Source organism: Sphingobium sp. CR28 (genome assembly GCF_052327305.1).
GTDB lineage: Bacteria > Pseudomonadota > Alphaproteobacteria > Sphingomonadales > Sphingomonadaceae > Sphingobium.
Genome location: NZ_CP182486.1, coordinates 162,876 through 185,478 on the forward strand (window position 1 = coordinate 162,876; position 22,603 = coordinate 185,478).

A 22,603-nucleotide genomic window follows, 5' to 3' on the forward strand; every position below is an offset into this window, starting at 1 on the left:
CCGCAACGCATTTGCCTGGCGCCTGGGTAGGGCGACAGAGGGAGTATAAGATGGTTTCCCATTCCGGCCTTTTGACCGTTATCGACCGCGCTGCGCGGAAAGTCGCGCCGCAGCTCCGCCGTGACTTCGGCGAGGTGCAGCACTTGCAGGTCAGCCGCAAGGGGCCGGCCGATTTCGTCTCCATGGCGGACCAGAAGGCGGAGCGCACGCTGGTCGCGGAGCTTCAGAAGGCCCGGCCGGATTGGGGCTTCCTGCTTGAGGAAGGCGGCGAGATTGCGGGCGATCCCACCAAGCCGCGCTGGGTGGTCGATCCGCTCGATGGCACCACCAACTTCCTTCACGGTATTCCGCACTTCGCCATCTCGATCGCGGTGCAGGAGCCCAAGCTGGGTGGGCAGGGCTGGGGCGAAGTCACGACCGGCCTCGTCTATCAGCCGATCACCGATGAAAGCTATTGGGCCGAGAAGTCGCGTGGCGCCTGGCGGCATGACCAGCGCTTGCGCGTCTCGGCACGACGCGATCTCTCGGAGGCATTGATCGCGACGGGTATTCCTTTCCTCGGTCATGGCGACATGGCGCAGTGGAGCCGTATCTTCGGCGCGATTGCCCCCTCCATTGCGGGTATTCGCCGGTTCGGTGCGGCTTCGCTCGATCTCGCACACGTTGCTGCGGGCCGCTATGACGGCTTCTGGGAGAGCGGCCTTCAGCCATGGGACGTGGCGGCAGGCATGTTGATCGTGCGTGAGGCAGGCGGCTTCGTCACGGACTTCCGTGGTGGCGCGGAGCCGATCGAGCGGCGCGAAGTTCTCGCTGCGAACGATGTGATCCACAGCAAGCTGCACAAGCTTCTCGCCGGCGCGCTGCGCAACGCCTGATCCCGTGCGGAAGGGCATCGCTCCGGTTGCCGGCCTTATTGCGGGCCTTGCCATCGCAGCTCTGCTCACGGTCGGCGCACCAGCGCAGGCACCTTCCGCTGAGATCAGCGTTTCCGCCGTGCGGGCGCGACTTGATGCAGCGATCGAAAAGCGAGATGGTGCGGCGGTAGAAGCTGCTGCGGATCTGCTGGCCGCTATGGGCGGCGGGCTTTCCGCGGAGAGCCAGCAACGAATAGTGCCCTTCCTGTCCGACGAGCGACGGCAGAGCCTCCGCGCGGCTTTTGCTGAGAATGTCCAGCCCGTCGCCGTCAGCATTCCTTATGACGCGATCCCGGCAAAGTATCGGCTGGTCGAAGGCCTTGCCTTTGATGCCCGGACGCGGCGGCTCTTCGCGGGCACGGTCGTCAATGGCCGGCTGCTCGTGCGAGACATCGCCGGATGGCAGGCCATTGCCTTGCCCGGGGGGTTGGGCGGTGTCTTCGGCATGGCGCTGGATGACCGGCGCAGGCGATTATGGATCGCGAACGGTGTCTCCGAGCCGGTCGCGGATCGCCGCTCCATCGTGCCCGGACTGGTCGAGATCGACGTCGATACGCTTCAGGTCGTTGCGCGTCATCCGATGCCGACGGGGGACATGGGCACGCCGGGGGACGTGGCGATCGGTCTCGATGGAACCGTCTATGCGAGCGACGGCGTCAAGGGCGGGATTTATCGCTGCATGCCGGATTGCACGGCGCTGGAACCTCTCGTCGCGGCAGGTTCGCTCAAGAGTCCACAAGGCATGGTGCCGACATTTGATCGGCGCGCGATGCTAGTGGCCGATTATGCCCGTGGGCTGGCCCGTGTCGATCTGGCGGATGGCCAGGTGACGTGGCTACACGCCGCCGTGCCGGAAATGCTCGACGGGATTGACGGCCTCGTGCGCGACGGTGGCGCGCTGTTCGCGATTCAGAATGGAACGGTGCCGCGCCGGCTGCTGCGTATCACGCTCAATGAGCAGGAGACCGCGATCGATCGCGTGGCGGTCGTGGAGCGGGAGCATCCGCAATGGGGTGAGCCGACGCTGGCGACCATGGTCGGCGGCCAACTCGTCTATGTGGCCGATGGGCAGTGGGAGGTTTACGGCCCAGGCGGCACGGTCAAGAGCGGGGCGGCGCCGCGCGACACCGCGCTGCGCATTTTGCCCCGCCCATAGCGGCTCAGTCCTCTTTGGCTTTGCTGTTAAGCTGCACATAGTTCTGGATGCCCATGCGCTCGATCATCTCGAACTGGGTCTCCAGCGTGTCGACATGCTCTTCCTCGCTGTCGAGGATGTGCTGGAAAAGGTCGCGGCTCACATAGTCGCGCACTTTTTCGCAATGCTCGATCGCGTCACGCAGCGGGGGCAGCGCTTCATATTCCAGTTCGAGATCGGCCTTGAGGATTTCTTCGACGGTCGTGCCGATGCGCAGACGTCCGAGCAGCTGGAAGTTGGGAAGGCCGTCGAGAAAGAGAATGCGCTCCGCCAGCTTGTCGGCGTGCTTCATCTCGTCGATCGATTCCTCATATTCGAACTTCGCGAGCTTCTCGATGCCCCAGTGCTGAAGCATGCGATAATGCAGGAAGTATTGGTTGATTGCCGTCAGCTCATTCTTGAGAGCAAGATTGAGATATTCGACGACTTTCTCGTCACCCTTCATGCGTAATGCTCCAACAAATTGATGTCTTCGCGAAACATAGTCGATTCTTTTAGGAAAATCATGCGCTAACGTCTCGCAACTGGGCGAGAGAATGTGTCGCAATTGCTTCCGAATAGAATGAAATTGCGAGCCGATTGCGCTCGTCGCAACGATCAGGCGGCGCGAATCTCGGTGTCCATGCGGCGGGCAATCATCTTGGCCGCACATGCCGATGGGATGCAGCGCCGCTCTTCGATGATGACGTCGTCGGCATGGTCAAGGCAAATGCCGCAATTGGGCTGCTTGCCGAGCCAGGCATAGGCAGATTCGGCATCGTCGGCGCCGCGGCGCGCGGCTTCGCGAAGGTCATCTTCCCGTATTGCGTTGCAGATGCAGACCAACATGAGTCACTTGATAGTGTTGTTGAAAGTCATTTGCAAGAACGGCTCGTCGATTCTCCCTGTCTGATTGGCGCGCGCGTCTGGGGGGTTAAGAGGGGCAGCGTCGGCATTGATTGATGCTAATTGCGAGTCATTCTCACGCCTCCGCCCCTTGCTTCGCAGGTGCGGCAGCCGTAAAGCCCGGCCCCAGAAACCGATAACGTAGCCGCTGTCGGCAAAAGGGACTTCAAGGTGGTCGATCTCTCACAATATCTACCAATCCTGCTGTTTCTGGTCATCGCGCTCGCGCTGTCGTCCGCTTTCGTGTTCCTTCCGATGGTGGTGGGCAGGCTGACGGGCGCTCACAAGCCGGATCCGGAGAAGCTGAGCGAATATGAGTGCGGTTTCCCCGCGTTCGAAGATCCGCGCAGCCAGTTCGACGTGCGCTTCTATCTGGTGGCTATTCTCTTCATCATCTTCGATCTGGAAGCGGCATTCCTGTTTCCGTGGTCGGTCAGCCTCGGTGAAATTGGCTGGGCCGGCTGGACGACGATGATGGTCTTCATCTTCGAGCTGGTGCTCGGCCTTGTCTATGCCTGGAAAAAGGGAGCCCTCGATTGGGAGTAGAGCTTGAGCGCCCCGGCACGCTCGGCGCCTTGCCGGCCGGAATGGCCCCTGGCGCGCAGCCGGACGCGGACTTCTTCAATGCGCTGACCGGCGAGGTCGGCGACAAGGGGTTTCTCGTCACATCGACGGAAGAGTTGTTCCAGTGGGCGCGCACCGGCTCGCTCTGGTGGATGACGTTCGGCCTGGCGTGCTGCGCGGTCGAGATGATCCATGTGAACATGCCGCGCTATGACATGGAGCGCTTCGGCGCGGCGCCTCGCGCGTCCCCGCGCCAGAGCGACGTGATGATCGTCGCGGGCACGCTCTGCAACAAGATGGCTCCGGCGCTCCGCAAGGTCTATGACCAGATGTCGGAGCCCAAATACGTCATCTCCATGGGTAGCTGCGCCAATGGCGGCGGCTATTATCACTATAGCTACAGCGTGGTGCGCGGCTGCGACAGGATCGTTCCGGTCGACATCTATGTGCCGGGTTGCCCGCCGACTGCCGAGGCGCTGCTTTATGGCGTGATGCAGCTTCAGCGGAAGATCCGCCGTGTCGGCACGATCGAACGGTGAGGGCGACGCTGTGAACGCTATTCATCCTGCGCCGCGCATCAGTCCGATCGAGGGTCTGGCCGACGCCATTTCGGCGGCGCTCGGATCGTCCGTGATCGAGATTGTCGACCAGCATTTCGAGGTTTCTGTCACTGTCGCGCGGGATGCGCTCGCTGCCGTTCTGGAGGTGCTGCGCGATCAGTTCGCCTATCAGCAGCTCATGGAGATCGCCGGGGTCGATTATCCCGAGCGCGCCGAGCGCTTCGAGGTCTGCTATCATCTGCTTTCGGTGACGAAGAACCACCGCCTGCGCGTCAAGGTCTCCACGGATGAGGATCATGCCGTGCCCAGCGTCACGCACCTCTGGCCGGTTGCCGGCTGGCTGGAGCGTGAAGTGTTCGACATGTATGGCGTGCTCTTCTCGGGCAACACGGACCTGCGCCGCATCCTCACTGATTATGGCTTCAAGGGGCATCCCTTCCGCAAGGACTTCCCGCTCACTGGCTATGTCGAGCTGCGCTATTCCGAAGAGCAGAAGCGCGTCGTCTACGAGCCCGTCCGGCTTGCGCAGGATTTCCGCAGTTTCGATTTCATGAGCCCGTGGGAGGGCGCCGAGTATATTCTGCCCGGTGACGAAAAGGCGCCGCAAGCTCCGGGGGCGCCGTCTCCCGCAGCGCCGCCTCCGCCACCACCAGCCGCGCCCAAGGGTGCCCCCGCAGCGCCGACACCCAAGACCACTGACAAGCCTGCCGATACCGGCGCGGGCGAGCCGGCGAATGCAAAGGCCGCAGAGCGTTCGCCTTCCGCGGATTCCCTGCCGGCCGGGGCGACAAAGACGCCGGTGCGCCGCTCGCGCACCAACGCAGCTACAGGTGACGAGCCGCAGTCTCCGGCCAAGCCGAAGGCGCCACGTGCCCGCAAGCCCAAGGGTGACGCCTGATGTCGGGCTATATTGAGAAGCTGGACCACGTCATCAACGCGGACGATCCGTCGCTGGGTGACACCGAGATCCAGAACTACACGATCAATTTCGGCCCGCAGCATCCCGCGGCTCACGGCGTTCTGCGTCTCGTCATGGAGCTGGACGGCGAGATCGTCGAGCGGTGCGATCCGCATGTCGGCCTGCTCCATCGCGGCACCGAGAAGCTGATCGAGTACAAGACCTATCTTCAGGCGCTGCCCTATTTCGATCGGCTCGATTATTGTTCGCCGCTCGGCATGGAGCACAGCTATGTGCTCGCCATCGAGAAGCTGCTGAATCTCGAAGTGCCGATCCGCGCGCAGTATCTGCGCGTGTTCTTCGCTGAGCTGACCCGCATCTGCAATCACATGCTGAACCTTGGTTCCCATGTGATGGACGTCGGCGCGATGACGCCGAACCTGTGGATGTTCGAGATCCGCGAGGACTGCCTCAATTTCTTCGAGCGGGCGTCCGGCGCGCGCATGCACTCGGCCTATTTCCGGCCTGGCGGCGTGCATCAGGACGTGCCCCTGAAGCTCCTCACCGATATCGGTGATTGGCTCGACACGCGCCTTCCGCGCCTCTTCGAGGATGCGATCAGCCTGGTGGCGGACAACCGCATCTTCAAGCAGCGCAATGTCGACATCGCGGTTTGCTCCAAGGAGGACGCGCTGCGCTGGGGCTTCTCCGGCCCGATGCTGCGCGGCTCCGGCATCCCATGGGATATCCGCAAGGCGCAACCTTATGACGTCTATGATCGGATGCAGTTCGACGTGCCGGTGGGCACGAACTTCGACTGCTACGACCGGTTCATGGTGCGCGTGGAGGAGGTCCGCCAGTCCGCGCGGATCATGAAGCAGTGCCTCAGCGAAATGCCCGAAGGGCCGATCGCGTCGCTCGACCGCAAGGTCGTCCCGCCCAAGCGCGGCGAGATGAAGCAGTCGATGGAAGCGCTCATCCACCACTTCAAACTCTATACCGAGGGCTTCCACGTGCCCGAGGGTGAGGTTTATGTGGCGACCGAGAGCCCGAAGGGTGAGTTCGGCGTCTATCTGGTGAGCGACGGGACCAACAAGCCCTATCGCTGCAAGATTCGGCCGACGGCGTTCAGCCATCTGCAGGCAATGGACTTCATGATGAAGGGCCACATGCTCGCGGACACCACCGCCGTGCTTGGCGCGATGGACATCGTGTTCGGGGAGTGCGACCGGTGAGTGCTGGCAATCTGGCAACCGCCGAGGCCATGATCGCGGCCTATAACGCGCAGGATGTCGACACCTATGTGTCGTACATGACCGACGATGCCTGCGAGGCGGGTTATCGCGGCGCAGTGGTGCGTGAAGGCAAGGAAGGAACGCGTTCCGGTCTTGCTACGGCCTTCGCCAAATGGCCCCAGAACCGCGCGGAAATTCGCGATCGTCAGGCAATTGGCGATTATGTCCTGTTTCGCGAGCATGTCACGCGCGGCCCGGCGAGCGATGGCTCGGAACTGGTCGAGCCGTTCGATGTGATCGCAGTCTATTCATTCGAGGGCGACAAGGTGTCGCGCGTGGAGTTCATCCGTTAATGGCTGACGCACCCCAGATTCCAGACGAGGCGGAAGTCCGCGCGCGGTGGGGCGGCTTTGCCTTCACCGAAGCGAACATGGCGCGCGCGAAGGAACTGATTTCGCACTATCCCGAGGGCCGTCAGCAGTCGGCTGTCATGGGGCTGCTCGATCTCGCCCAGCGCCAGGTGGGTGCCGAGACGAACACGCAGGGGTGGCTGCCGGTTCCGGTGATCGAATATGTCGCGGCGCTGCTCGATATGCCGTTCATGCGCGCCTATGAGGTCGTGACCTTCTACACCATGTACAACATGGCGCCGGTCGGCCGCTTCCATGTGCAGGTCTGCGGCACGACGCCCTGCATGTTGCGCGGCTCCGACAATATCCTTTCCGCTTGCAAGAAGCGTGGCATGAAGAAAGGCGGGACGACGCCCGACGGCCTGTTCACGCTCACCGAAGTCGAGTGCATGGGCAATTGCTCCTCCGCACCGATGGTGCAGATCAACGATGACAATTACGAGGATCTGACGCCCGAGCGCCTCGACTTCATCCTGGATGAACTCGCCGCCGGTCGCCAGCCTAAGGTCGGCACGCAGGAGCCGGGCCGTCATACGGTCGAGCCGCTGGGCGAGCCGACCAATCTCGCGGCGATGGTGACCGAAAATCATGACTATCGGGGTGAATGGTAATGGCTGACGAAGCGCCCGCCGCGCCGCCCGCCTTCGTGGGTCCGCTCGAAGACAAGGACCGCATCTTCACCAATCTCTATGGCTTCCAGCCGTGGAACCTTGATGCTGCCCGCAAGCGCGGCGACTGGGACAACACCAAGGCGCTGCTGGAGCTTGGCCAGGACAAGATCATCGACGAGATGAAAGCGTCCGGCCTGCGCGGTCGCGGCGGCGCTGGCTTCCCGACCGGCATGAAGTGGAGCTTTATGCCCAAGGAGAGCCGCGACGGCCGGCCCAGCTTCCTCGTCATCAACGCGGACGAGTCCGAGCCGGGCAGTTGCAAGGATCGCGAGATCATCCGCCACGATCCGCACAAGCTGATCGAAGGCGCGCTGGTCGCCGGTTTCGCGATGCGCGCGCGCGCCGCCTATATCTACATTCGCGGCGAGTATATCTACGAGGCCAAGGTTCTCGAAGCGGCGGTTCGCGAAGCCTATGAGGCGGGCCTCATAGGCAAGAACGCCAGCAAGTCCGGCTACGACTTCGACGTGTTCGTCCATCGCGGCGCGGGCGCCTATATCTGCGGTGAAGAAACCGCGATGATCGAGAGCCTGGAGGGCAAGAAAGGCCAGCCGCGCCTCAAGCCGCCGTTCCCGGCGGGCGCAGGTCTTTATGGTTGCCCGACCACGGTCAACAATGTCGAGAGCATTGCGGTGGCACCCACCATCCTGCGTCGCGGCGCGGCTTGGTTCGCTGGCTTCGGTCGCGAGAACAACCGGGGCACCAAGCTCTTCCAGATTTCCGGCCATGTGAACCGGCCCTGCGTGGTCGAGGAGAGCATGTCGATCCCGTTCCGCGAGCTGATCGAGCGCCATTGCGGAGGCATCACCGGCGGCTGGGCCAATCTGTTGGCGGTCATCCCCGGCGGTTCCTCGGTGCCGCTGGTGCCCGCCAGTGAGATCATGGACGCGCCGATGGACTTTGATGGTCTGCGCGCGCTTGGCTCCGGCCTTGGTACGGCGGCGGTCATCGTCATGGACAAGTCGACCGACATCGTGCGGGCGATCGCGCGGCTTTCCTACTTCTACAAGCATGAGAGCTGCGGTCAGTGCACCCCCTGCCGTGAGGGCACGGGCTGGATGTGGCGCGTGATGGAGCGGCTCGTCACCGGCGATGCGGACCCCGAGGAGATCGATACGCTCTTCCAGGTCACCAAACAGGTGGAAGGACACACGATCTGCGCGCTGGGCGACGCGGCGGCATGGCCTATTCAGGGCCTCATCCGCCACTTCCGCCCGGAGATCGAGCGCCGCATCGCGGCGAAGCACGGAGCAGCCCCGGTCATGGAGGCGGCGGAGTGAGGAGTTTCATCGCTGCGGCTGTTATGACCTTGCCTGCGCCAGTGATTGCGCAGACTGGGACAATGTTCGACAACAAGCCGACAAACGTCCCAGACGACAAGGCTTTGTCCGATGCGGATCGGCGCAAAATTATGGTTGGCTTTGCAAATTGCACAATCAAAAGGTGGCGAACTGGGGTTGAGCGATATCTTGCGACAGCGCCTGGGTCAAAAGATGCCGCCAAGCTCGCTGACAGGCTGTCAGTGAACGAGTGCCTGATTAGTGGCCGTATGCAATTTAATGAGCCGTTGTATCGCGCTGCGGCGTATGATGCTCTTTATAATATTATTTTCGCGAAATCCGCTCCTGTCGATTTCTCTAATGTTCCGCCAATAGATTACGCCACAGAATCTGGAGCGTCAGTTTACGGCGATGTTGCGGCGGCTACCAGTCTTCGAAAATTGGCGGACTGTGCTGTGAGGTACGATCCGTCTAAAGCGCGTGCACTTATTCTATCATCGGTGGGATCTTCGTCTGAAAGTTCTGCTTTCGTGGCAATTGCTTCATCGACGTCCAAATGCATGACAAATGACATGACTTTGAAGTTCTCTAAGTTGACTTTGAGAGGCGTTGTGGCTGAAGCGCTGTATCGCTTGTCTGTTAATGCCGGCTCCTTGGCCAATGAAGTAAAGGGAGGCTGAGTTGCCCAAGGTCAAAGTCGACGGTGTCGAGATCGAAGTGCCCGCCGGAGCCACTGTGCTTCAGGCGTGCGAGGTGGCTGGCAAGGAGATTCCGCGCTTCTGCTATCATGAGCGCCTGTCCATCGCCGGCAATTGCCGCATGTGCCTTGTGGAGGTGAAGCCCGGACCGCCCAAGCCGCAGGCGTCCTGCGCGCTTCCGGCTGCGGACAATCAGGAAATCTTCACTCAGACCGAGATGGTGAAGAAGGCGCGCGAAGGCGTGATGGAGTTCCTGCTCATCAATCACCCGCTCGATTGCCCGATCTGCGATCAGGGCGGCGAGTGCGACCTGCAGGACCAGTCCGTCGCTTATGGGCGCGGCAAGAGCCGCTATGACGAGAACAAGCGGGCCGTCACCGAGAAGTATATGGGCCCCATCGTCAAGACGGTGATGACCCGTTGCATTCAATGTACCCGCTGCGTGCGCTTTGCCGAGGAAGTCGCCGGCGTGCCCGAGATCGGCGCGATCTATCGCGGCGAGAACATGCAGATCACGACCTATCTGGAGCGCGCTGCCAAGAGCGAGCTTTCCGGCAATGTGGTCGATCTTTGCCCGGTCGGTGCGCTCACCTCGCGCCCCTATGCGTTCGAGGCGCGGCCGTGGGAGCTGCGCAAGACTCTGTCGATCGACGTGATGGATGCCGTGGGCACCAACATTCGCGTCGACAGCCGAGGCCGTCAGGTACTGCGCGTCGTTCCGCGCATCAATGACGACGTCAACGAAGAGTGGGCGTCCGACAAGACCCGTCATGCGGTCGATGGCCTTGTGCGCAAGCGGCTCGACAAGCCCTATGTCCGCAAGGACGGCAAGCTGGTCGCCGCAAGCTGGGATGAAGCGTTCCGCGTCGTCGCGGCGGCAGTGAAGTCTGCAAAGGGATCGATCGCGGCGGTTGCCGGTGATCTGGTCGACTGCGAGACGATGTTTGCCGCGCGCGAACTGGTGAAGGGGCAGGGGGGCACGCTGCTCGAGGGCCGCCAGACCGGCCTCGACTATGACGTTTCCAGTCTCTCGGCCGTGAACTTCAACTCGACGCTCAATGGCATCGAGACGGCGGACGCGATCCTGCTCATCGGCACCAATCTGCGCTGGGAAGCGCCGCTGGTGAACACGCGTATCCGCAAGGCGATCAAGAAGGGCGCGAAGGTCTTCGCCGTCGGCCCCGAGGTCGATCTTACCTATCCCGTCACCTGGCTGGGATCGGATGCTGGCGTGCTCGCCAAGCTTCCGAAGGACGTGGTCGATCTGTTCACTGGTGCAGCGCGCCCTGCCGTCATTCTCGGCGGCGGCGGTCTTGCCACGCCGGGCGTGCATGGTGCTGCGCTTGGCCTCGTCAAGACGCTCGGCCTCGTCAAGGACAACTGGAACGGTTTCAACGTGCTGCACATGGCCGCTGCGCGCATGGGCGGGTTGATGCTCGGCTATGGGGCAGAGGGCGGTATCAAGGCGCTGTCCGACGCTGCACCTGCGGTGCTGCTGCTGCTGGGCGCTGACGACGTGCCGTTCGAGACGTTCGACAAGTCCCTCAAGGTCTATATCGGTCATCATGGTGACAAGGGCGCACATGCCGCTGACGTCGTGCTGCCCGGCGCTGCCTATACCGAGAAGGCCGGGACTTACGTGAACCTTGAGGGCCGCGTACAGCGTGCCGAGAAGGCCGTGTTTGCGCCGGGCGATGCCCGCGAGGACTGGTCGATCCTGCGCGCCCTGTCCGATGTGCTCGGCGCGCCGCTGCCGTTCAATGATTTCGCCGGGTTGCAAGCGGCTATGTTCGCCGCTGTGCCGGCGCTCGCTACGGAAGGCCTTGCCGATTATGGCTGGGCCGTCCCGTCGCTGCCGTCCAAACCGGCGGGTGAGATCGGCTATCCGATCAAGGACTTCTATCTCACCAACGCCGTTTGCCGTGCCAGCCCGACAATGCAGCGCTGTTCGGCTGAGCTGCTCCACGGCGCCGAATTCGCGGAGGCCGCGGAATGACCGAGTTTCTTCAGCTCCATCTGGGTGAAGGCTTCGGCTGGTTCGTTGCCCATCTCGCCTATATCCTGCTGATCGCACTGCCGCTGATGCTGGCTGTCGCGATGATTATTTACGCGGATCGCAAGATCTGGGCGGCAATGGCTCTGCGGCGCGGCCCGAACGTGGTCGGCCCGCTTGGCCTGCTCCAGTCCTTCGCGGATGGCCTCAAGGTCTTCCTGCAGGAGACAATCATCCCGAGCGCGGCCAACAAGGGCCTCTTCCTGCTCGCGCCGATCATAACGTTCACCGTGGCGCTCATGGCGTGGGCCGTGGTTCCTTTCGCGGATGGGTTGGTGCTCGCCGACATCAACGTCGGCCTGCTCTATATTCTCGCGATCAGCTCGCTTGGCGTTTATGGCGTCATCATCTCCGGCTGGGCGTCGAACTCCAAATATCCGTTCTTCTCGGCGATGCGCGCCAGCGCACAGATGATCTCTTATGAGGTCTCGATCGGCTTCGTGCTGATCAGCGTCGTGCTCTGGTCGGGCAGCTTCAATCTCTCTACCATCGTCGAGACGCAGAAGGGCTATTACGGCATCCTCAATGGCCACGGCTTCAATCCACTGCTCTTCCCGATGGCGGTGGTGTTCCTCATTTCCGCGATGGCGGAGACGGCGCGCGCGCCTTTCGACCTGACCGAGGCGGAGAGCGAACTCGTCGCCGGTTATCAGACCGAATATTCGTCCATGGCCTTCGCGCTCTTCTGGCTCGGCGAGTATGCCAACGTCATTCTGATGTGCGCGCTGAACGCCATCCTGTTCTGGGGCGGTTATCTGCCCCCCGTGGACTGGGCGCCGCTCTATTATGTGCCAGGCATCCTCTGGCTGTTCGCCAAGATCCTGTTCTTCTTCTTCGTGTTCAGCTGGGTGAAGGCCACTGTGCCGCGCTACCGCTATGACCAGCTGATGCGGTTGGGCTGGAAGGTCTTCCTGCCACTCTCGCTGTTCTTCGTCTTCCTCGTGTCCGGGTTCCTCATGCTGACGAGGTATGGCGGATGATGTCGGCGCGGCTTGCATTCTCGATCGTTTTTTTGTCGCTTGCTGCTCCCTTGCGCGCGGGAGAAGCGGATGGTCATTTTATCGTTTTCTGTTCTCTATTCGGTCCGCCGGACATAGAAAGCACCTCAAGCTCAAAGCCAGTGCCTAAGCCTCACGATTTGAACCTTTTGGTGGACCATCAGGTCGACAAAGATCGATTTAACGCCGTTATCGAAACATTTGACCCTGATAATATCCTGATGTCAGGTGTATTTGTTAAGGCGTTCTTTGAAAACATGAACACAGCAGAAACGAGATTTACGGCGCTTACTGGTAGTGTGCGAGATACGAGGACAAGATTACTCGGTTTAACAAAAATCGGCAATTCTGAGTATTCAGCTATTCTCGGAGACGTTGGAAAACGCGAAAAAGCTTTTAGTGGGCGGTGTTGGATGTCCAATATCGATAATGCAGCTGCGGAGTTCGAGAAGTTGAAAGTTAAGGAGACTTCTCAATGAGCGTCGCTCATATCATCAAGTCGTTCACGCTATGGGAGTTCGTGAAGGCGCACTGGCTGACCTTGAAGTATTTCTTCAAGCCCAAGGCGACGATCAACTATCCTTATGAGAAGAACCCGATCTCGCCCCGTTTCCGCGGCGAGCATGTGCTGCGCCGCTATCCCAATGGCGAGGAGCGCTGCATCGCGTGCAAGCTGTGCGAGGCCGTCTGCCCGGCACAGGCGATCACCATCGAGGCGCAGCCGCGCGACGATGGCTCGCGCCGCACGACACGCTACGATATCGACATGACCAAGTGCATCTATTGCGGCTTCTGCCAGGAAGCCTGCCCGGTGGACGCCGTTGTGGAAGGGCCGAACTTCGAGTTCGCGACGGAAACGCGCGAGGAACTCATTTACGACAAGGCAAAGCTGCTCGCCAATGGCGACAAGTGGGAGAGGGCGATCGCGGCGAACCTTGCCGCCGACGCCCCCTACCGATAAGCGCGCAGCCAAGGGGACATCGACCGACGTGATTCACCTACTCGCCTTTTATCTGTTCGCGACGATCGTCGTGGCTTCGGCCGCGATGGTTATCCTCGCGCGCAATCCCGTGCACAGCGTGCTCTGGCTCATCCTCGCCTTCTTCAATGCGGCGGGCCTCATGGTCCTGCTGGGCGCGGAGTTCGTCGCGATGCTGCTCGTCATCGTCTATGTCGGCGCGGTCGCTGTGCTGTTCCTGTTCGTCGTGATGATGCTGAACATCGATTTCGCCGAGCTGAAGGCCGGGTTCGTTTCCTATCTGCCTTTCGGTGCGGCAATCGCGCTCGTGCTGCTGGCCGAACTGGTTCTGGGCATTGGCGCCTGGCATGCCGGCGCCATCGATCTGGCGCAGCGCGCGGCGCCCACGCCGGATGCGATACCAAATATACAGGCGATCGGTGCGCTGCTTTACACGCGCTACATCTTCCTGTTCGAGGCAGCGGGCCTCATCCTTCTCGTTGCGATGGTCGGCGCGATCGTGCTGACGCATCGAGCGCGTGGCGGTGTGCGCGGGCAGAATATCGACCGGCAGAACCGTCGCCGGCCTGAAGAGGCAGTGCGGAACATCGAGCAGCCCGTCGGGCAGGGAGTGGAGCTGTGATCGGCTTGGCGCATTATCTTGTCGTCAGCGCGATCCTGTTCGTGCTTGGCGTGCTGGGCATTTTCATCAATCGCAAGAACGTCATCATCATTCTGATGGCAATCGAGCTGATCCTGCTGAGCGTGAACCTCAATCTCGTCGCGTTCAGCGCGTATCTCGGCGATCTGGTCGGCCAGGTCTTCGCGATGTTCGTGCTGACCGTGGCGGCAGGCGAAGCGGCGATCGGCCTTGCTATTCTCGTCATCTATTTCCGTGGGCGCGGCACCATCGCGGTCGACGACGTCAACCGGATGAAAGGCTGAGCCCGGCCCATGCACGCTATTTCCATCATCGTTTTCGGCCCACTGCTCGCCGCGATCATTGCTGGGTTCGGCAATCGCGCGATCGGTAACACCGCCGCGAAGATCGTCACCACTGGCGCGCTGTTCCTCTCCTGCGCGCTCTCCTGGCCGATCTTCATTTCCTATCTTGCCGGCACGGCTGAGCCCTCGCTCGTGCCGGTGCTGCACTGGATCACCTCCGGTACGCTGAACGTCGCCTGGGAACTGCGCGTCGATACGCTGACCGCGACGATGCTGGTCGTCGTCACCAGCGTCTCCGCGCTCGTGCATCTCTATAGCTGGGGCTATATGTCCGAAGATCCGGATCAGCCCCGCTTCTTCGCCTATCTCTCGCTCTTCACCTTCGCCATGCTGATGTTGGTGACGGCCAATAACCTGCTGCAGATGTTCTTCGGCTGGGAAGGCGTGGGCGTCGCGTCCTATCTGCTGATCGGTTTCTGGTATCAGAAGCCGTCGGCCTGTGCGGCGGCGATCAAGGCGTTCGTGGTCAACCGCGTGGGCGATCTCGGCTTCATGATGGGTATCTTCGCGACATATCTGGTGTTCGACACCATCGATATCCCGACGATCCTGCAGAATGCGCCGGCGATGGCCGGATCGACCATCGGCTTTCTTGGCTACCGCCTCGATACGTTGACCGTCATCTGTCTGCTGTTGTTTGTGGGCGCGATGGGCAAGTCTGCCCAGCTCGGCCTCCACACCTGGTTGCCCGATGCGATGGAAGGCCCGACGCCGGTGTCGGCGCTCATCCACGCCGCGACCATGGTCACTGCCGGCGTGTTCATGGTCTGCCGCCTCTCGCCACTGTTCGAGCAGAGCGTGGTCGCGACCAATGTCGTGACGATCATCGGCGCCGCGACCTGTATCTTCGCCGCGACGATCGGTACGACACAGCACGACATCAAGCGCGTCATCGCGTATTCGACCTGTTCGCAGCTCGGCTACATGTTCTTCGCGGCGGGTGTCGGCGCTTATGGCGCGGCGATGTTCCATCTGCTTACTCACGCCTTCTTCAAGGCGCTGCTGTTCCTGTGTGCCGGTTCGGTGATCCACGCCATGCATCACGAGCAGGACATGCGCTTCTACGGCGGGCTGCGGAAGCATATCCCGATCACGTTCTGGGCCATGCTGCTCGGCACGCTCGCCATCACCGGTGTCGGCATTCCGGGCACGGCTCTCGGCTTCGCGGGCTTCTTCTCCAAGGATGCGATCCTGGAGAGCGCCTATGCGGCCGGTGGTCATGGTACGGGCGCCTTCTATGTCGGCATTCTCGCGGCGCTGCTCACCAGCTTCTACAGCTGGCGGCTGATGTTCCTTACCTTCTGGGGCAAGCCGCGCTGGGCCGGCAGCGAGCACATTCAGCACGCCGCTCATGATGCGCATGGTCACGGCCATGACGCACATGAGGATACGGCGAGCGAGGGCGCAACGGATGCCCATGCACATCACGGCCATGCACATGCCCACGCCCATGACGATCATCACGATCACGCCCAAGGGGACGGCACGGCTGGTTACCACCCGCATGAGAGCCCGCTTGTCATGCTGATCCCGCTTATCGTGCTCAGCATCGGTGCGGTATTCGGCGGCTTCGCCTTCCATCATGCCTTCATCGATGCGGAAGGCGGGATCGCGTTCTGGTCGGCAAGCACGCTGGCGTTCGACAGCCATCTGGCGCATGCCAGCCATGAAGTGCCGACCTGGGTGAAGTGGTCGCCGTTCGCGGTGATGCTGACTGGCCTGATCGTCGCCTGGCTTGCCTATATCCGCCATACCGATTGGCCGGCGAAGTTCGTGTCGCAGTTCTACCTGCTGCACGACTTCATCAGCCACAAATGGTATTTCGACGAGCTTTACGATCTGATCTTCGTTCGCCCGGCCTTCTGGCTTGGCCGCCTCTTCTGGAAGGGCGGAGATCAGGGCACAATTGATCGCTTTGGCCCCAATGGCGCCGCTGCGCTCATCGTGCAGACTGGCCGCGCGACCCGCGCGCTCCAATCGGGCTTCCTTTCGACCTACGCGCTGGTGATGCTCATTGGGCTCGCAGCGGCCGCAACCTGGGCGATCATGCCGAAATGACCGAGACCGGCTTTCCTCTTCTCTCGCTGATGCTTGCCATTCCGATGGCAGGCGCGATCGCGTGCCTTATCGTTCCTGCGCAGACCGCGCGCTGGATCGCGCTGCTCGCGACCCTGGCCGATCTCGTGCTGGGCGTCGTGCTGTGGCTGAACTTCGATCTTACGCCGGGCGCGCCGGAGTGGCAGTTCACTGAGTATGCGCCGATTTTCGGCCGCTTTGCGTGGGCGCTGGGCATTGATGGCATTGCGCTCACGCTCATTGCGCTCACCGTCTTCCTGATGCCGGTGTGCATTGGCGCCAGCTGGGTAGCGATCGAGAAGCGCGTCGGCGAATATATGGCGGCGTTCCTGTTCATGGAGACGCTGATGATCGGCGTCTTTGCGGCGCAGGACATCTTCCTCTTCTACATCATGTTCGAGGCCGGCCTCATTCCGATGTATCTCATCATCGGTATCTGGGGCGGCGCGGACCGCATTTATGCGAGCTACAAGTTCTTCCTCTACACGTTGCTCGGCTCGGTGCTCATGCTCATCGCCATGCTGTGGATGACGCGCGAGGCAGGCTCGACCAGCATCCCGGTGCTGATGGCATTTGATTTCCCGGCGCAGGCGCAGACCTGGCTGTGGCTTGCCTTCTTCGCCAGCTTCGCGGTGAAGATGCCGATGTGGCCCGTCCACACTTGGTTGCCGGACGCGCACGTGCAGGCGCCGACCGCCGGGTCTGTCATTCTGGCGGGCGTACTTCTGAAGATGGGTGGCTACGGCTTCATTCGCTTCTCGCTGCCCATGTTCCCGGAAGCCTCGGCGCAGTTCGCGCCGCTGGTCTGGGGCCTCTCGATGGTCGCGGTGGTCTACACCAGCCTTGTTGCGCTGGTGCAGAACGACATGAAGAAGCTCATCGCTTATTCGTCGGTCGCGCACATGGCGATCGTCACCATTGGTCTCTTTGCTTTCAACCAGCAGGGTATCGAAGGCGCGATGATGGTCATGCTCGGCCACGGTCTCGTCTCGGGCGCGCTCTTCCTGTGTGTCGGCGTCATCTATGATCGTCTGCACACGCGTGAGATCGATCGCTACGGCGGCCTCGCCAACAACATGCCGCGCTATGCGGTGCTCTTCATGCTCTTCACCATGGCCTCGGTCGGCCTGCCGGGCACCAGCAACTTCGTGGGCGAGCTGCTCGCGCTGATGGGCGTCTATCAGGCGTCGAGCTGGGTTGCCCTTGTGTGCACCACCGGCATCATTCTGGGCGCTGCCTATATGCTCTATCTTTATCGCCGCGTCGTATTCGGCGCCCTCACCAAGCCCGATGTTGCCGCCATGCCGGACCTGTCGGCTCGGGAACTGGCGCTGCTCGTGCCTGTGGCGGCCGCCGTCATGTGGATGGGCGTCTATCCCGAGAGTTTCCTCGCGCCGATGCGGGGTAATGTCGCCAGCCTCGTTGCGCGGGTCGACCGCGCTCGCCCCGAGGGCGACGCTCATCTCGCTATGGGGAAGGGGGCTCCTGCGGCAGCAAGTCACGGCGCACATGGCGCCGCCGCGCCTGAAGGGCATGATGTGACCGCCGCACCTGCTGCGCATGGGGAGGCGCACTGATGATTGATCTTGCCTCCATTCTGGCGGTCACGCCTGAGCTGGTGCTCACTTTCACTGGCCTCGTTCTGCTGCTGGTGTCTGCTTATGCCGGAGATGGCTCCGCGCGTATCGTTTCCTGGCTTGCCGTCGCGGGTCTTGCCGTCGCGCTCTTCACGCTCGGCCAGCCCTTCGTGCATGCCGGAGGCACCGTTTTCGACGGCCTGTACCGCGCAGATGCGTTCGGCACCTTCGCCAAGGCGCTGATCTTCGTCGCAGCCGCGGCGTGCATTCTTCTTTCGCCCAACTGGTTCGAGAGCGACGGCGCGATGCGGCCGGAATATCCGGTGCTCATCCTCTTCGCCTCTATCGGTATGGCGATGATGGTGTCGGCGACTGACTTCCTGACCCTATATGTGGGTTTGGAGCTGAACAGCCTTGCGGCCTATGTCCTCGCAAGCTTCATGCGCAAGGATATGCGCTCGGCCGAGGCGGGTCTTAAATATTTCGTGCTCGGCGCGCTGGCGAGCGGCATCCTGCTTTATGGTATTTCGCTGCTTTACGGCTTCTCCGGAACGACGAGTTTCACGGGAGTGTCCTTCGCGCTGTCCGATGGTATCGGTAATGGCGAACTTTTCGGTCTCGTCTTCGTGCTTGCCGGCCTCGCCTTTAAGATCAGCGCGGTGCCGTTCCACATGTGGACGCCGGACGTTTACGAAGGGTCGCCTACGCCTGTCACCGCGTTTTTCGGCACAGCGCCAAAGGTTGCCGCCATGGCGCTCACGACCCGGGTCGCGATCGTCGCGCTTGGGCCGAGCGGCGCCGCATGGCAGCAGATCATCATCTTCTGCGCGCTGGCGTCCATTGTTCTGGGCGCCGTGGCAGCAATCAACCAGAGCAACATCAAGCGGCTGCTGGCATATTCGTCGATTAACAATATCGGCTTCGCGCTGATCGGTCTTGCGGCGGGCACGCCGGAAGGCGTCGCGGCAGTGCTCTCCTATCTCGCTATCTATGTGGTGATGACAGTGGGCAGCTTTGCCTGCGTCCTCCAGATGCGGGATCAGGACGGCAAGCCGGTCGAGACGATCGCAAGCCTAGCGGGCCTTTCACGTAGTCGGCCCGGTCTCGCGGCAGCGCTGGCCATCTTCATGTTTAGCCTTGCCGGTATTCCGCCGCTGTTCGGCTTCTGGGCCAAGTTCCTGGTGTTCGATGCAGCAGTGGGCGCGGGCCTGACCCTGCTCGCGGCGCTCGGTATCGCAGCATCGGTCATTGGCGCCTTCTATTATCTCAAGGTCATCAAGACGATGTATTTCGATGAACCGGCCGAGCCCTATGGGGCGGCGCGGGGCGCGGTCGAGTATGGCATCCTGACGGCCTGCGCCGCGATCATCGTTATCGGCTATTTCTTAAACCCGGTGCTGGGCAGTGCCAGTGCGGCGGCTGCGGCTTCTCTTTTCTGAGGGAGCGCGAAACCGCGTCGGTGGCTGATCGCATCCTCGTCCTGGCCGAAACGGCATCCACGAACCTGGACGTTCGCCGCCTCGCCGAAACCTGCTGGCCGGAGGGTCGCTGGGTTCGCGCGGAGCGGCAGACGGCAGGCAAGGGGCGGCTCGGGCGCGCGTGGCTGGGTGAAGCGGGCAATCTCTTTGCGTCCACTCTTGTCGAGCTGCGGCCGACCGATCCCGCGCCCACGGATATCGCGTTACTCGCCGGGGTTGCCGCCTATGATGCGCTTATCGCTTTGCTTCCGGATGTCGCTTTTCGCCTGAAATGGCCCAATGATGTGATGGTAGGCCGCGCCAAGCTGGCCGGCATGCTGCTGGAGCGGGTTCCGCGCGGCGTGGTGCTTGGCGTAGGCATCAACGTGGCTCACGCGCCCACGCTTCCTGACCGAGAAACGGTGGCGCTGGCTGATCTGGCTGAGGGTGACGAGGTGTCCGTCCCGGTTCTTGCGGATGCCCTTGCCGACCATTTCGAGCAGTGGCTTGCCCGCTGGCGGGCGGAAGGCTCGACCGCAGTCATGGGTGCGTGGATCGAACGCGGCCATCGCCAGGATGAGCCGATCGAGGTTCGCCTGCCCGATGGCGAGGCCGTGCGCGGCGCATTCGCAGGGCTTGACCCGGCCGGCGCGCTCATTGTGGGGTTGGATGACGGGACGCGCCGTGTCATCCATGCTGGAGATGTCGGCCTCCTGTAGCCGCAGCCATAAGGATGTAAGTGCGCCCATGCTCCTCGCCATCGATGCCGGGAACACCAACGTCGTCTTCGCACTGGTCGAGAAGGGTGCGATCCGTGCGCGCTGGCGCATAGCGACGGACCCACGCCGCACGGGCGACGAGTATGCTGTGTGGATCAATCAGCTCCTCGCGCTGGAGGGGCTGTCCATGACAGATGTGGATGCCGTCATCATCGCCACCGTGGTGCCGCGCGCGCTGCACAATCTGCAGGTTCTCGCTCAGAAATACTTCAAGGTGGATGCGTATGTGGCCGGGCGGGCACCGGTCGAATGGGGCATCGTTCTCGATGTTCAGGCCCCGGAGACCGTGGGTGCCGATCGCGCCATCAACGCCATTGCCGCCCATGCCGAATTTCCCGGCGATCTTATCGTCATAGATTTCGGCACGGCCACGACGTTCGATCATGTCGACTATAGCGGCGCCTATAAGGGCGGCATTATCGCGCCCGGCATCAATCTATCGCTCGATGCGCTGGTGAGCGCCGCTGCCAAGCTGCCGCGTATTGCCATCGCCGCGCCCGCCAGCGCCTCTGTGATCGGGCGCAATACCGAGGACCAGATGCTGATCGGGGTTTTCTGGGGCTATGTCGCCATGATGGAGGGGCTCGTGGCGCGCATGCGGCGGGAGATCGGTCGGCCCGCGAAGGTCATTGCGACCGGCGGACTTGCCGTGCTGTTTCACGAAAAGACCGACCTTTTTGACGCGATTGCGCCAGATCTCACCATTAACGGGCTTGCTCGGCTGTACGAGCGGAGTATCGCCTCGCAATGACTCCAGGAAACGAACTGATTTTCCTCTCGCTCGGCGGTTCGGGCGAGATCGGGATGAACCTCAATCTCTACGGTTGCCAGGGCAAGTGGGTGATGGTGGACCTCGGCATCACTTTCGAGGATTCCGCCGCGCCGGGCGCGGACCTTGTCCTGCCGGATACGGCCTTCATCGAGGAGCGACGCGACGACCTGCTCGGCATCGTGCTCACACATGGTCATGAGGATCATATCGGCGCGATCCCCTATCTTGCCGCCGATCTCGGTGTGCCGCTCTATGCGACGCCATTCACGGCTGGCCTGATCCGCGGCAAGCTGGAAGAAGAGGGCATCGCCGGTCGGCTCGATCTTCATGTGATCGGCGAGGACGAGAGCTTCGCGCTCGGCCCGTTCGGCTTTCGTTATGTCCCGCTTGCCCATTCCATTCCGGAGGGCAACGCGCTGGTCATCGATACGCCTTATGGGCGCATCTTCCACACCGGGGACTGGAAGCTGGACGAGGCGCCGCAGATCGGCGTGCCGGCAACGGCGGAGCAGCTGCGCGCGATTGGCGACGAGGGCGTGCTCGCACTTGTATGTGACAGCACCAATGTGTTCAACCCCGAGCCGAGCGGTTCGGAAGGGTCGGTCAAGGCCGATCTCCTCGCCGCCGTGGACGCCGCCAAGGGTCGGGTGCTGGTGACGACTTTCGCCTCCAATGCCGCACGGCTTCACACGCTGGGAGAGGTCGCCCGCCTGTCCGGCCGCCAGCTTTGCGTGGCGGGGCGCTCGCTCGACCGCATCATCGGGGTTGCCAAATCCTGCGGTTATCTGCGCGATTTTCCTCCGCTGCTGGATTTCGACTCAATCATGGACGTTCCGGCCAATCGCGCGATGATCGTGGCGACCGGCGGGCAAGGCGAACCGCGCGCGGCACTGGCCCGCGTCGCCTTCGATCAGCATCCGATCAGCCTGGGCGAGGGCGACACGGTGATCTTCTCCTCGAAGCAGATCCCCGGGAACGAGATTGCCATCGGCCGCATCCAGAATGCGCTGGCCGAGAAGGGCGTGGAGATGATTACGGAGAAGCAGGCGCATGTCCACGTCTCGGGTCATCCGGGTCGGCCGGAGCTTGTCGCCATGTATGGCTGGATACGGCCCGAGATCGTCGTGCCGGTGCATGGCGAATTACGCCATATGAGTGAGCAGGCGAAACTGGCCCTCTCTCAGGGTGTGCCCCGCGCGATCCTGCAGAAAAATGGCGACATCGTGCGGCTCGCGCCGGATGGCCCAAAGAAGATCGGCGAGACAGCCACTGGCCGCCTTGTGCTGGATGGTGACGTCATCCTGCCAGTCAATGGCGCCACGATGAACGAGCGCCGCAAGCTGATGGTGAACGGCCATATGAGCGTCGGCATCGCGCTGGGCGGCAAGGGGCTGGTCGGTGCGCCGGATATACGCTCTCAGGGTGTGCCGGTGGAGGAGGAGCGCGCCGCTTTCCTTGAGGAAGCGGAAGACGCCGTCCGGCGGATCGTGGGTCAGAGGAAGCGTGGCGGCGACCTGGAAGCGCTCCGCGAGGCGCTCCGGATCGGCGTGCGCCGTGTCGCGACGCAGTGGACAGGCAAGAAGCCTGTCGTCGACGTCACGATCGTCGAGGTCTGACC

At 62.1% G+C, this 22,603-nt stretch carries 24 protein-coding genes; 23 read left to right on the top strand and 1 reads right to left on the bottom strand.

Annotation, left to right across the window (positions count from 1 at the left end):
- Positions 1–50 precede the first annotated feature (50 nt).
- Together ACNAOH_RS00780 and ACNAOH_RS00785 are read left to right on the top strand one after the other, a co-directional pair.
- On the top strand, positions 51–875 hold the full coding sequence (locus ACNAOH_RS00780; RefSeq protein WP_443970894.1) for an inositol monophosphatase family protein: 825 nt from the start codon (positions 51–53) through the stop codon (positions 873–875).
- A gap of 4 nt (positions 876–879) precedes the next feature.
- Positions 880–2,070, top strand: a complete 1,191-nt coding sequence (locus ACNAOH_RS00785; protein ID WP_443970895.1) for an SMP-30/gluconolactonase/LRE family protein — start codon at positions 880–882, stop codon at positions 2,068–2,070.
- Positions 2,071–2,074: 4 nt separating this feature from the next.
- Here the strand turns inward: ACNAOH_RS00785 and bfr are convergent, their stop codons facing one another.
- Positions 2,075–2,554: a bacterioferritin gene (bfr, locus tag ACNAOH_RS00790; protein WP_443970896.1), complete on the bottom strand. Its 480-nt coding sequence runs from the start codon at positions 2,552–2,554 to the stop codon at positions 2,075–2,077.
- Positions 2,555–2,688: 134 nt separating this feature from the next.
- Between bfr and ACNAOH_RS00795 the strand changes: the two genes are divergently transcribed.
- From ACNAOH_RS00795 to ACNAOH_RS00895, 21 genes are all read left to right on the top strand, one after another.
- Positions 2,689–3,051: a hypothetical protein gene (locus tag ACNAOH_RS00795; protein WP_443970897.1), complete on the top strand. Its 363-nt coding sequence runs from the start codon at positions 2,689–2,691 to the stop codon at positions 3,049–3,051.
- Between the two features lie 114 nt (positions 3,052–3,165).
- Positions 3,166–3,540, top strand: coding sequence for an NADH-quinone oxidoreductase subunit A (locus tag ACNAOH_RS00800; RefSeq protein WP_443970898.1), 375 nt, complete (start codon positions 3,166–3,168; stop codon positions 3,538–3,540).
- A complete protein-coding gene (locus ACNAOH_RS00805; RefSeq protein ID WP_443970899.1) occupies positions 3,531–4,097 on the top strand; it encodes a NuoB/complex I 20 kDa subunit family protein in 567 nt (188 codons plus the stop codon). Before ACNAOH_RS00800 ends, ACNAOH_RS00805 begins: the two co-directional genes overlap by 10 nt.
- Before the next feature lie 10 nt (positions 4,098–4,107).
- Positions 4,108–5,016 carry an NADH-quinone oxidoreductase subunit C gene (locus ACNAOH_RS00810; protein WP_443970900.1) on the top strand — a complete coding sequence of 303 codons (909 nt, stop codon included), beginning with the start codon at positions 4,108–4,110 and terminating at the stop codon, positions 5,014–5,016.
- A complete protein-coding gene (locus ACNAOH_RS00815) occupies positions 5,016–6,251 on the top strand; it encodes an NADH-quinone oxidoreductase subunit D (RefSeq protein WP_443970901.1) in 1,236 nt (411 codons plus the stop codon). The genes ACNAOH_RS00810 and ACNAOH_RS00815 overlap by 1 nt, the downstream gene beginning before the upstream one ends.
- A 29-nt stretch (positions 6,252–6,280) precedes the next feature.
- On the top strand, positions 6,281–6,604 hold the full coding sequence (locus tag ACNAOH_RS00820) for a nuclear transport factor 2 family protein (RefSeq protein ID WP_443972004.1): 324 nt from the start codon (positions 6,281–6,283) through the stop codon (positions 6,602–6,604).
- A complete protein-coding gene (locus ACNAOH_RS00825; protein WP_443970902.1) occupies positions 6,604–7,272 on the top strand; it encodes a complex I 24 kDa subunit family protein in 669 nt (222 codons plus the stop codon). Before ACNAOH_RS00820 ends, ACNAOH_RS00825 begins: the two co-directional genes overlap by 1 nt.
- Entirely contained in the window at positions 7,272–8,612 is a 1,341-nt protein-coding gene (gene nuoF, locus ACNAOH_RS00830; protein ID WP_443970903.1) for an NADH-quinone oxidoreductase subunit NuoF, read from the top strand. The genes ACNAOH_RS00825 and nuoF overlap by 1 nt, the downstream gene beginning before the upstream one ends.
- Entirely contained in the window at positions 8,609–9,292 is a 684-nt protein-coding gene (locus ACNAOH_RS00835) for a hypothetical protein (protein ID WP_443970904.1), read from the top strand. Before nuoF ends, ACNAOH_RS00835 begins: the two co-directional genes overlap by 4 nt.
- 1 nt (position 9,293) lies before the next feature.
- Positions 9,294–11,306 carry an NADH-quinone oxidoreductase subunit NuoG gene (gene nuoG, locus ACNAOH_RS00840; protein WP_443970905.1) on the top strand — a complete coding sequence of 671 codons (2,013 nt, stop codon included), beginning with the start codon at positions 9,294–9,296 and terminating at the stop codon, positions 11,304–11,306.
- Positions 11,303–12,343: an NADH-quinone oxidoreductase subunit NuoH gene (gene nuoH / locus ACNAOH_RS00845; protein ID WP_443970906.1), complete on the top strand. Its 1,041-nt coding sequence runs from the start codon at positions 11,303–11,305 to the stop codon at positions 12,341–12,343. The genes nuoG and nuoH overlap by 4 nt, the downstream gene beginning before the upstream one ends.
- Positions 12,340–12,840, top strand: a complete 501-nt coding sequence (locus tag ACNAOH_RS00850) for a hypothetical protein (protein WP_443970907.1) — start codon at positions 12,340–12,342, stop codon at positions 12,838–12,840. Before nuoH ends, ACNAOH_RS00850 begins: the two co-directional genes overlap by 4 nt.
- Positions 12,837–13,322, top strand: coding sequence for an NADH-quinone oxidoreductase subunit NuoI (gene nuoI, locus ACNAOH_RS00855; protein WP_443970908.1), 486 nt, complete (start codon positions 12,837–12,839; stop codon positions 13,320–13,322). The genes ACNAOH_RS00850 and nuoI overlap by 4 nt, the downstream gene beginning before the upstream one ends.
- Before the next feature lie 28 nt (positions 13,323–13,350).
- The gene (locus ACNAOH_RS00860) at positions 13,351–13,962 is read left to right on the top strand and encodes an NADH-quinone oxidoreductase subunit J (protein WP_443972005.1); all 612 of its coding nucleotides are present in this window, start codon (positions 13,351–13,353) and stop codon (positions 13,960–13,962) included.
- The gene (nuoK, locus tag ACNAOH_RS00865; protein WP_443970909.1) at positions 13,959–14,264 is read left to right on the top strand and encodes an NADH-quinone oxidoreductase subunit NuoK; all 306 of its coding nucleotides are present in this window, start codon (positions 13,959–13,961) and stop codon (positions 14,262–14,264) included. Before ACNAOH_RS00860 ends, nuoK begins: the two co-directional genes overlap by 4 nt.
- A 9-nt stretch (positions 14,265–14,273) precedes the next feature.
- On the top strand, positions 14,274–16,382 hold the full coding sequence (gene nuoL, locus ACNAOH_RS00870; RefSeq protein ID WP_443970910.1) for an NADH-quinone oxidoreductase subunit L: 2,109 nt from the start codon (positions 14,274–14,276) through the stop codon (positions 16,380–16,382).
- Entirely contained in the window at positions 16,379–17,977 is a 1,599-nt protein-coding gene (locus ACNAOH_RS00875) for an NADH-quinone oxidoreductase subunit M (protein ID WP_443970911.1), read from the top strand. Before nuoL ends, ACNAOH_RS00875 begins: the two co-directional genes overlap by 4 nt.
- A complete protein-coding gene (nuoN, locus tag ACNAOH_RS00880) occupies positions 17,977–19,416 on the top strand; it encodes an NADH-quinone oxidoreductase subunit NuoN (protein WP_443970912.1) in 1,440 nt (479 codons plus the stop codon). The genes ACNAOH_RS00875 and nuoN overlap by 1 nt, the downstream gene beginning before the upstream one ends.
- Positions 19,417–19,436: 20 nt before the next feature.
- Positions 19,437–20,153, top strand: coding sequence for a biotin--[acetyl-CoA-carboxylase] ligase (locus ACNAOH_RS00885; protein ID WP_443970913.1), 717 nt, complete (start codon positions 19,437–19,439; stop codon positions 20,151–20,153).
- Positions 20,154–20,181: 28 nt separating this feature from the next.
- Entirely contained in the window at positions 20,182–20,964 is a 783-nt protein-coding gene (locus tag ACNAOH_RS00890; RefSeq protein WP_443970914.1) for a type III pantothenate kinase, read from the top strand.
- The gene (locus tag ACNAOH_RS00895) at positions 20,961–22,601 is read left to right on the top strand and encodes a ribonuclease J (RefSeq protein WP_443970915.1); all 1,641 of its coding nucleotides are present in this window, start codon (positions 20,961–20,963) and stop codon (positions 22,599–22,601) included. The genes ACNAOH_RS00890 and ACNAOH_RS00895 overlap by 4 nt, the downstream gene beginning before the upstream one ends.
- Positions 22,602–22,603 lie beyond the last annotated feature (2 nt).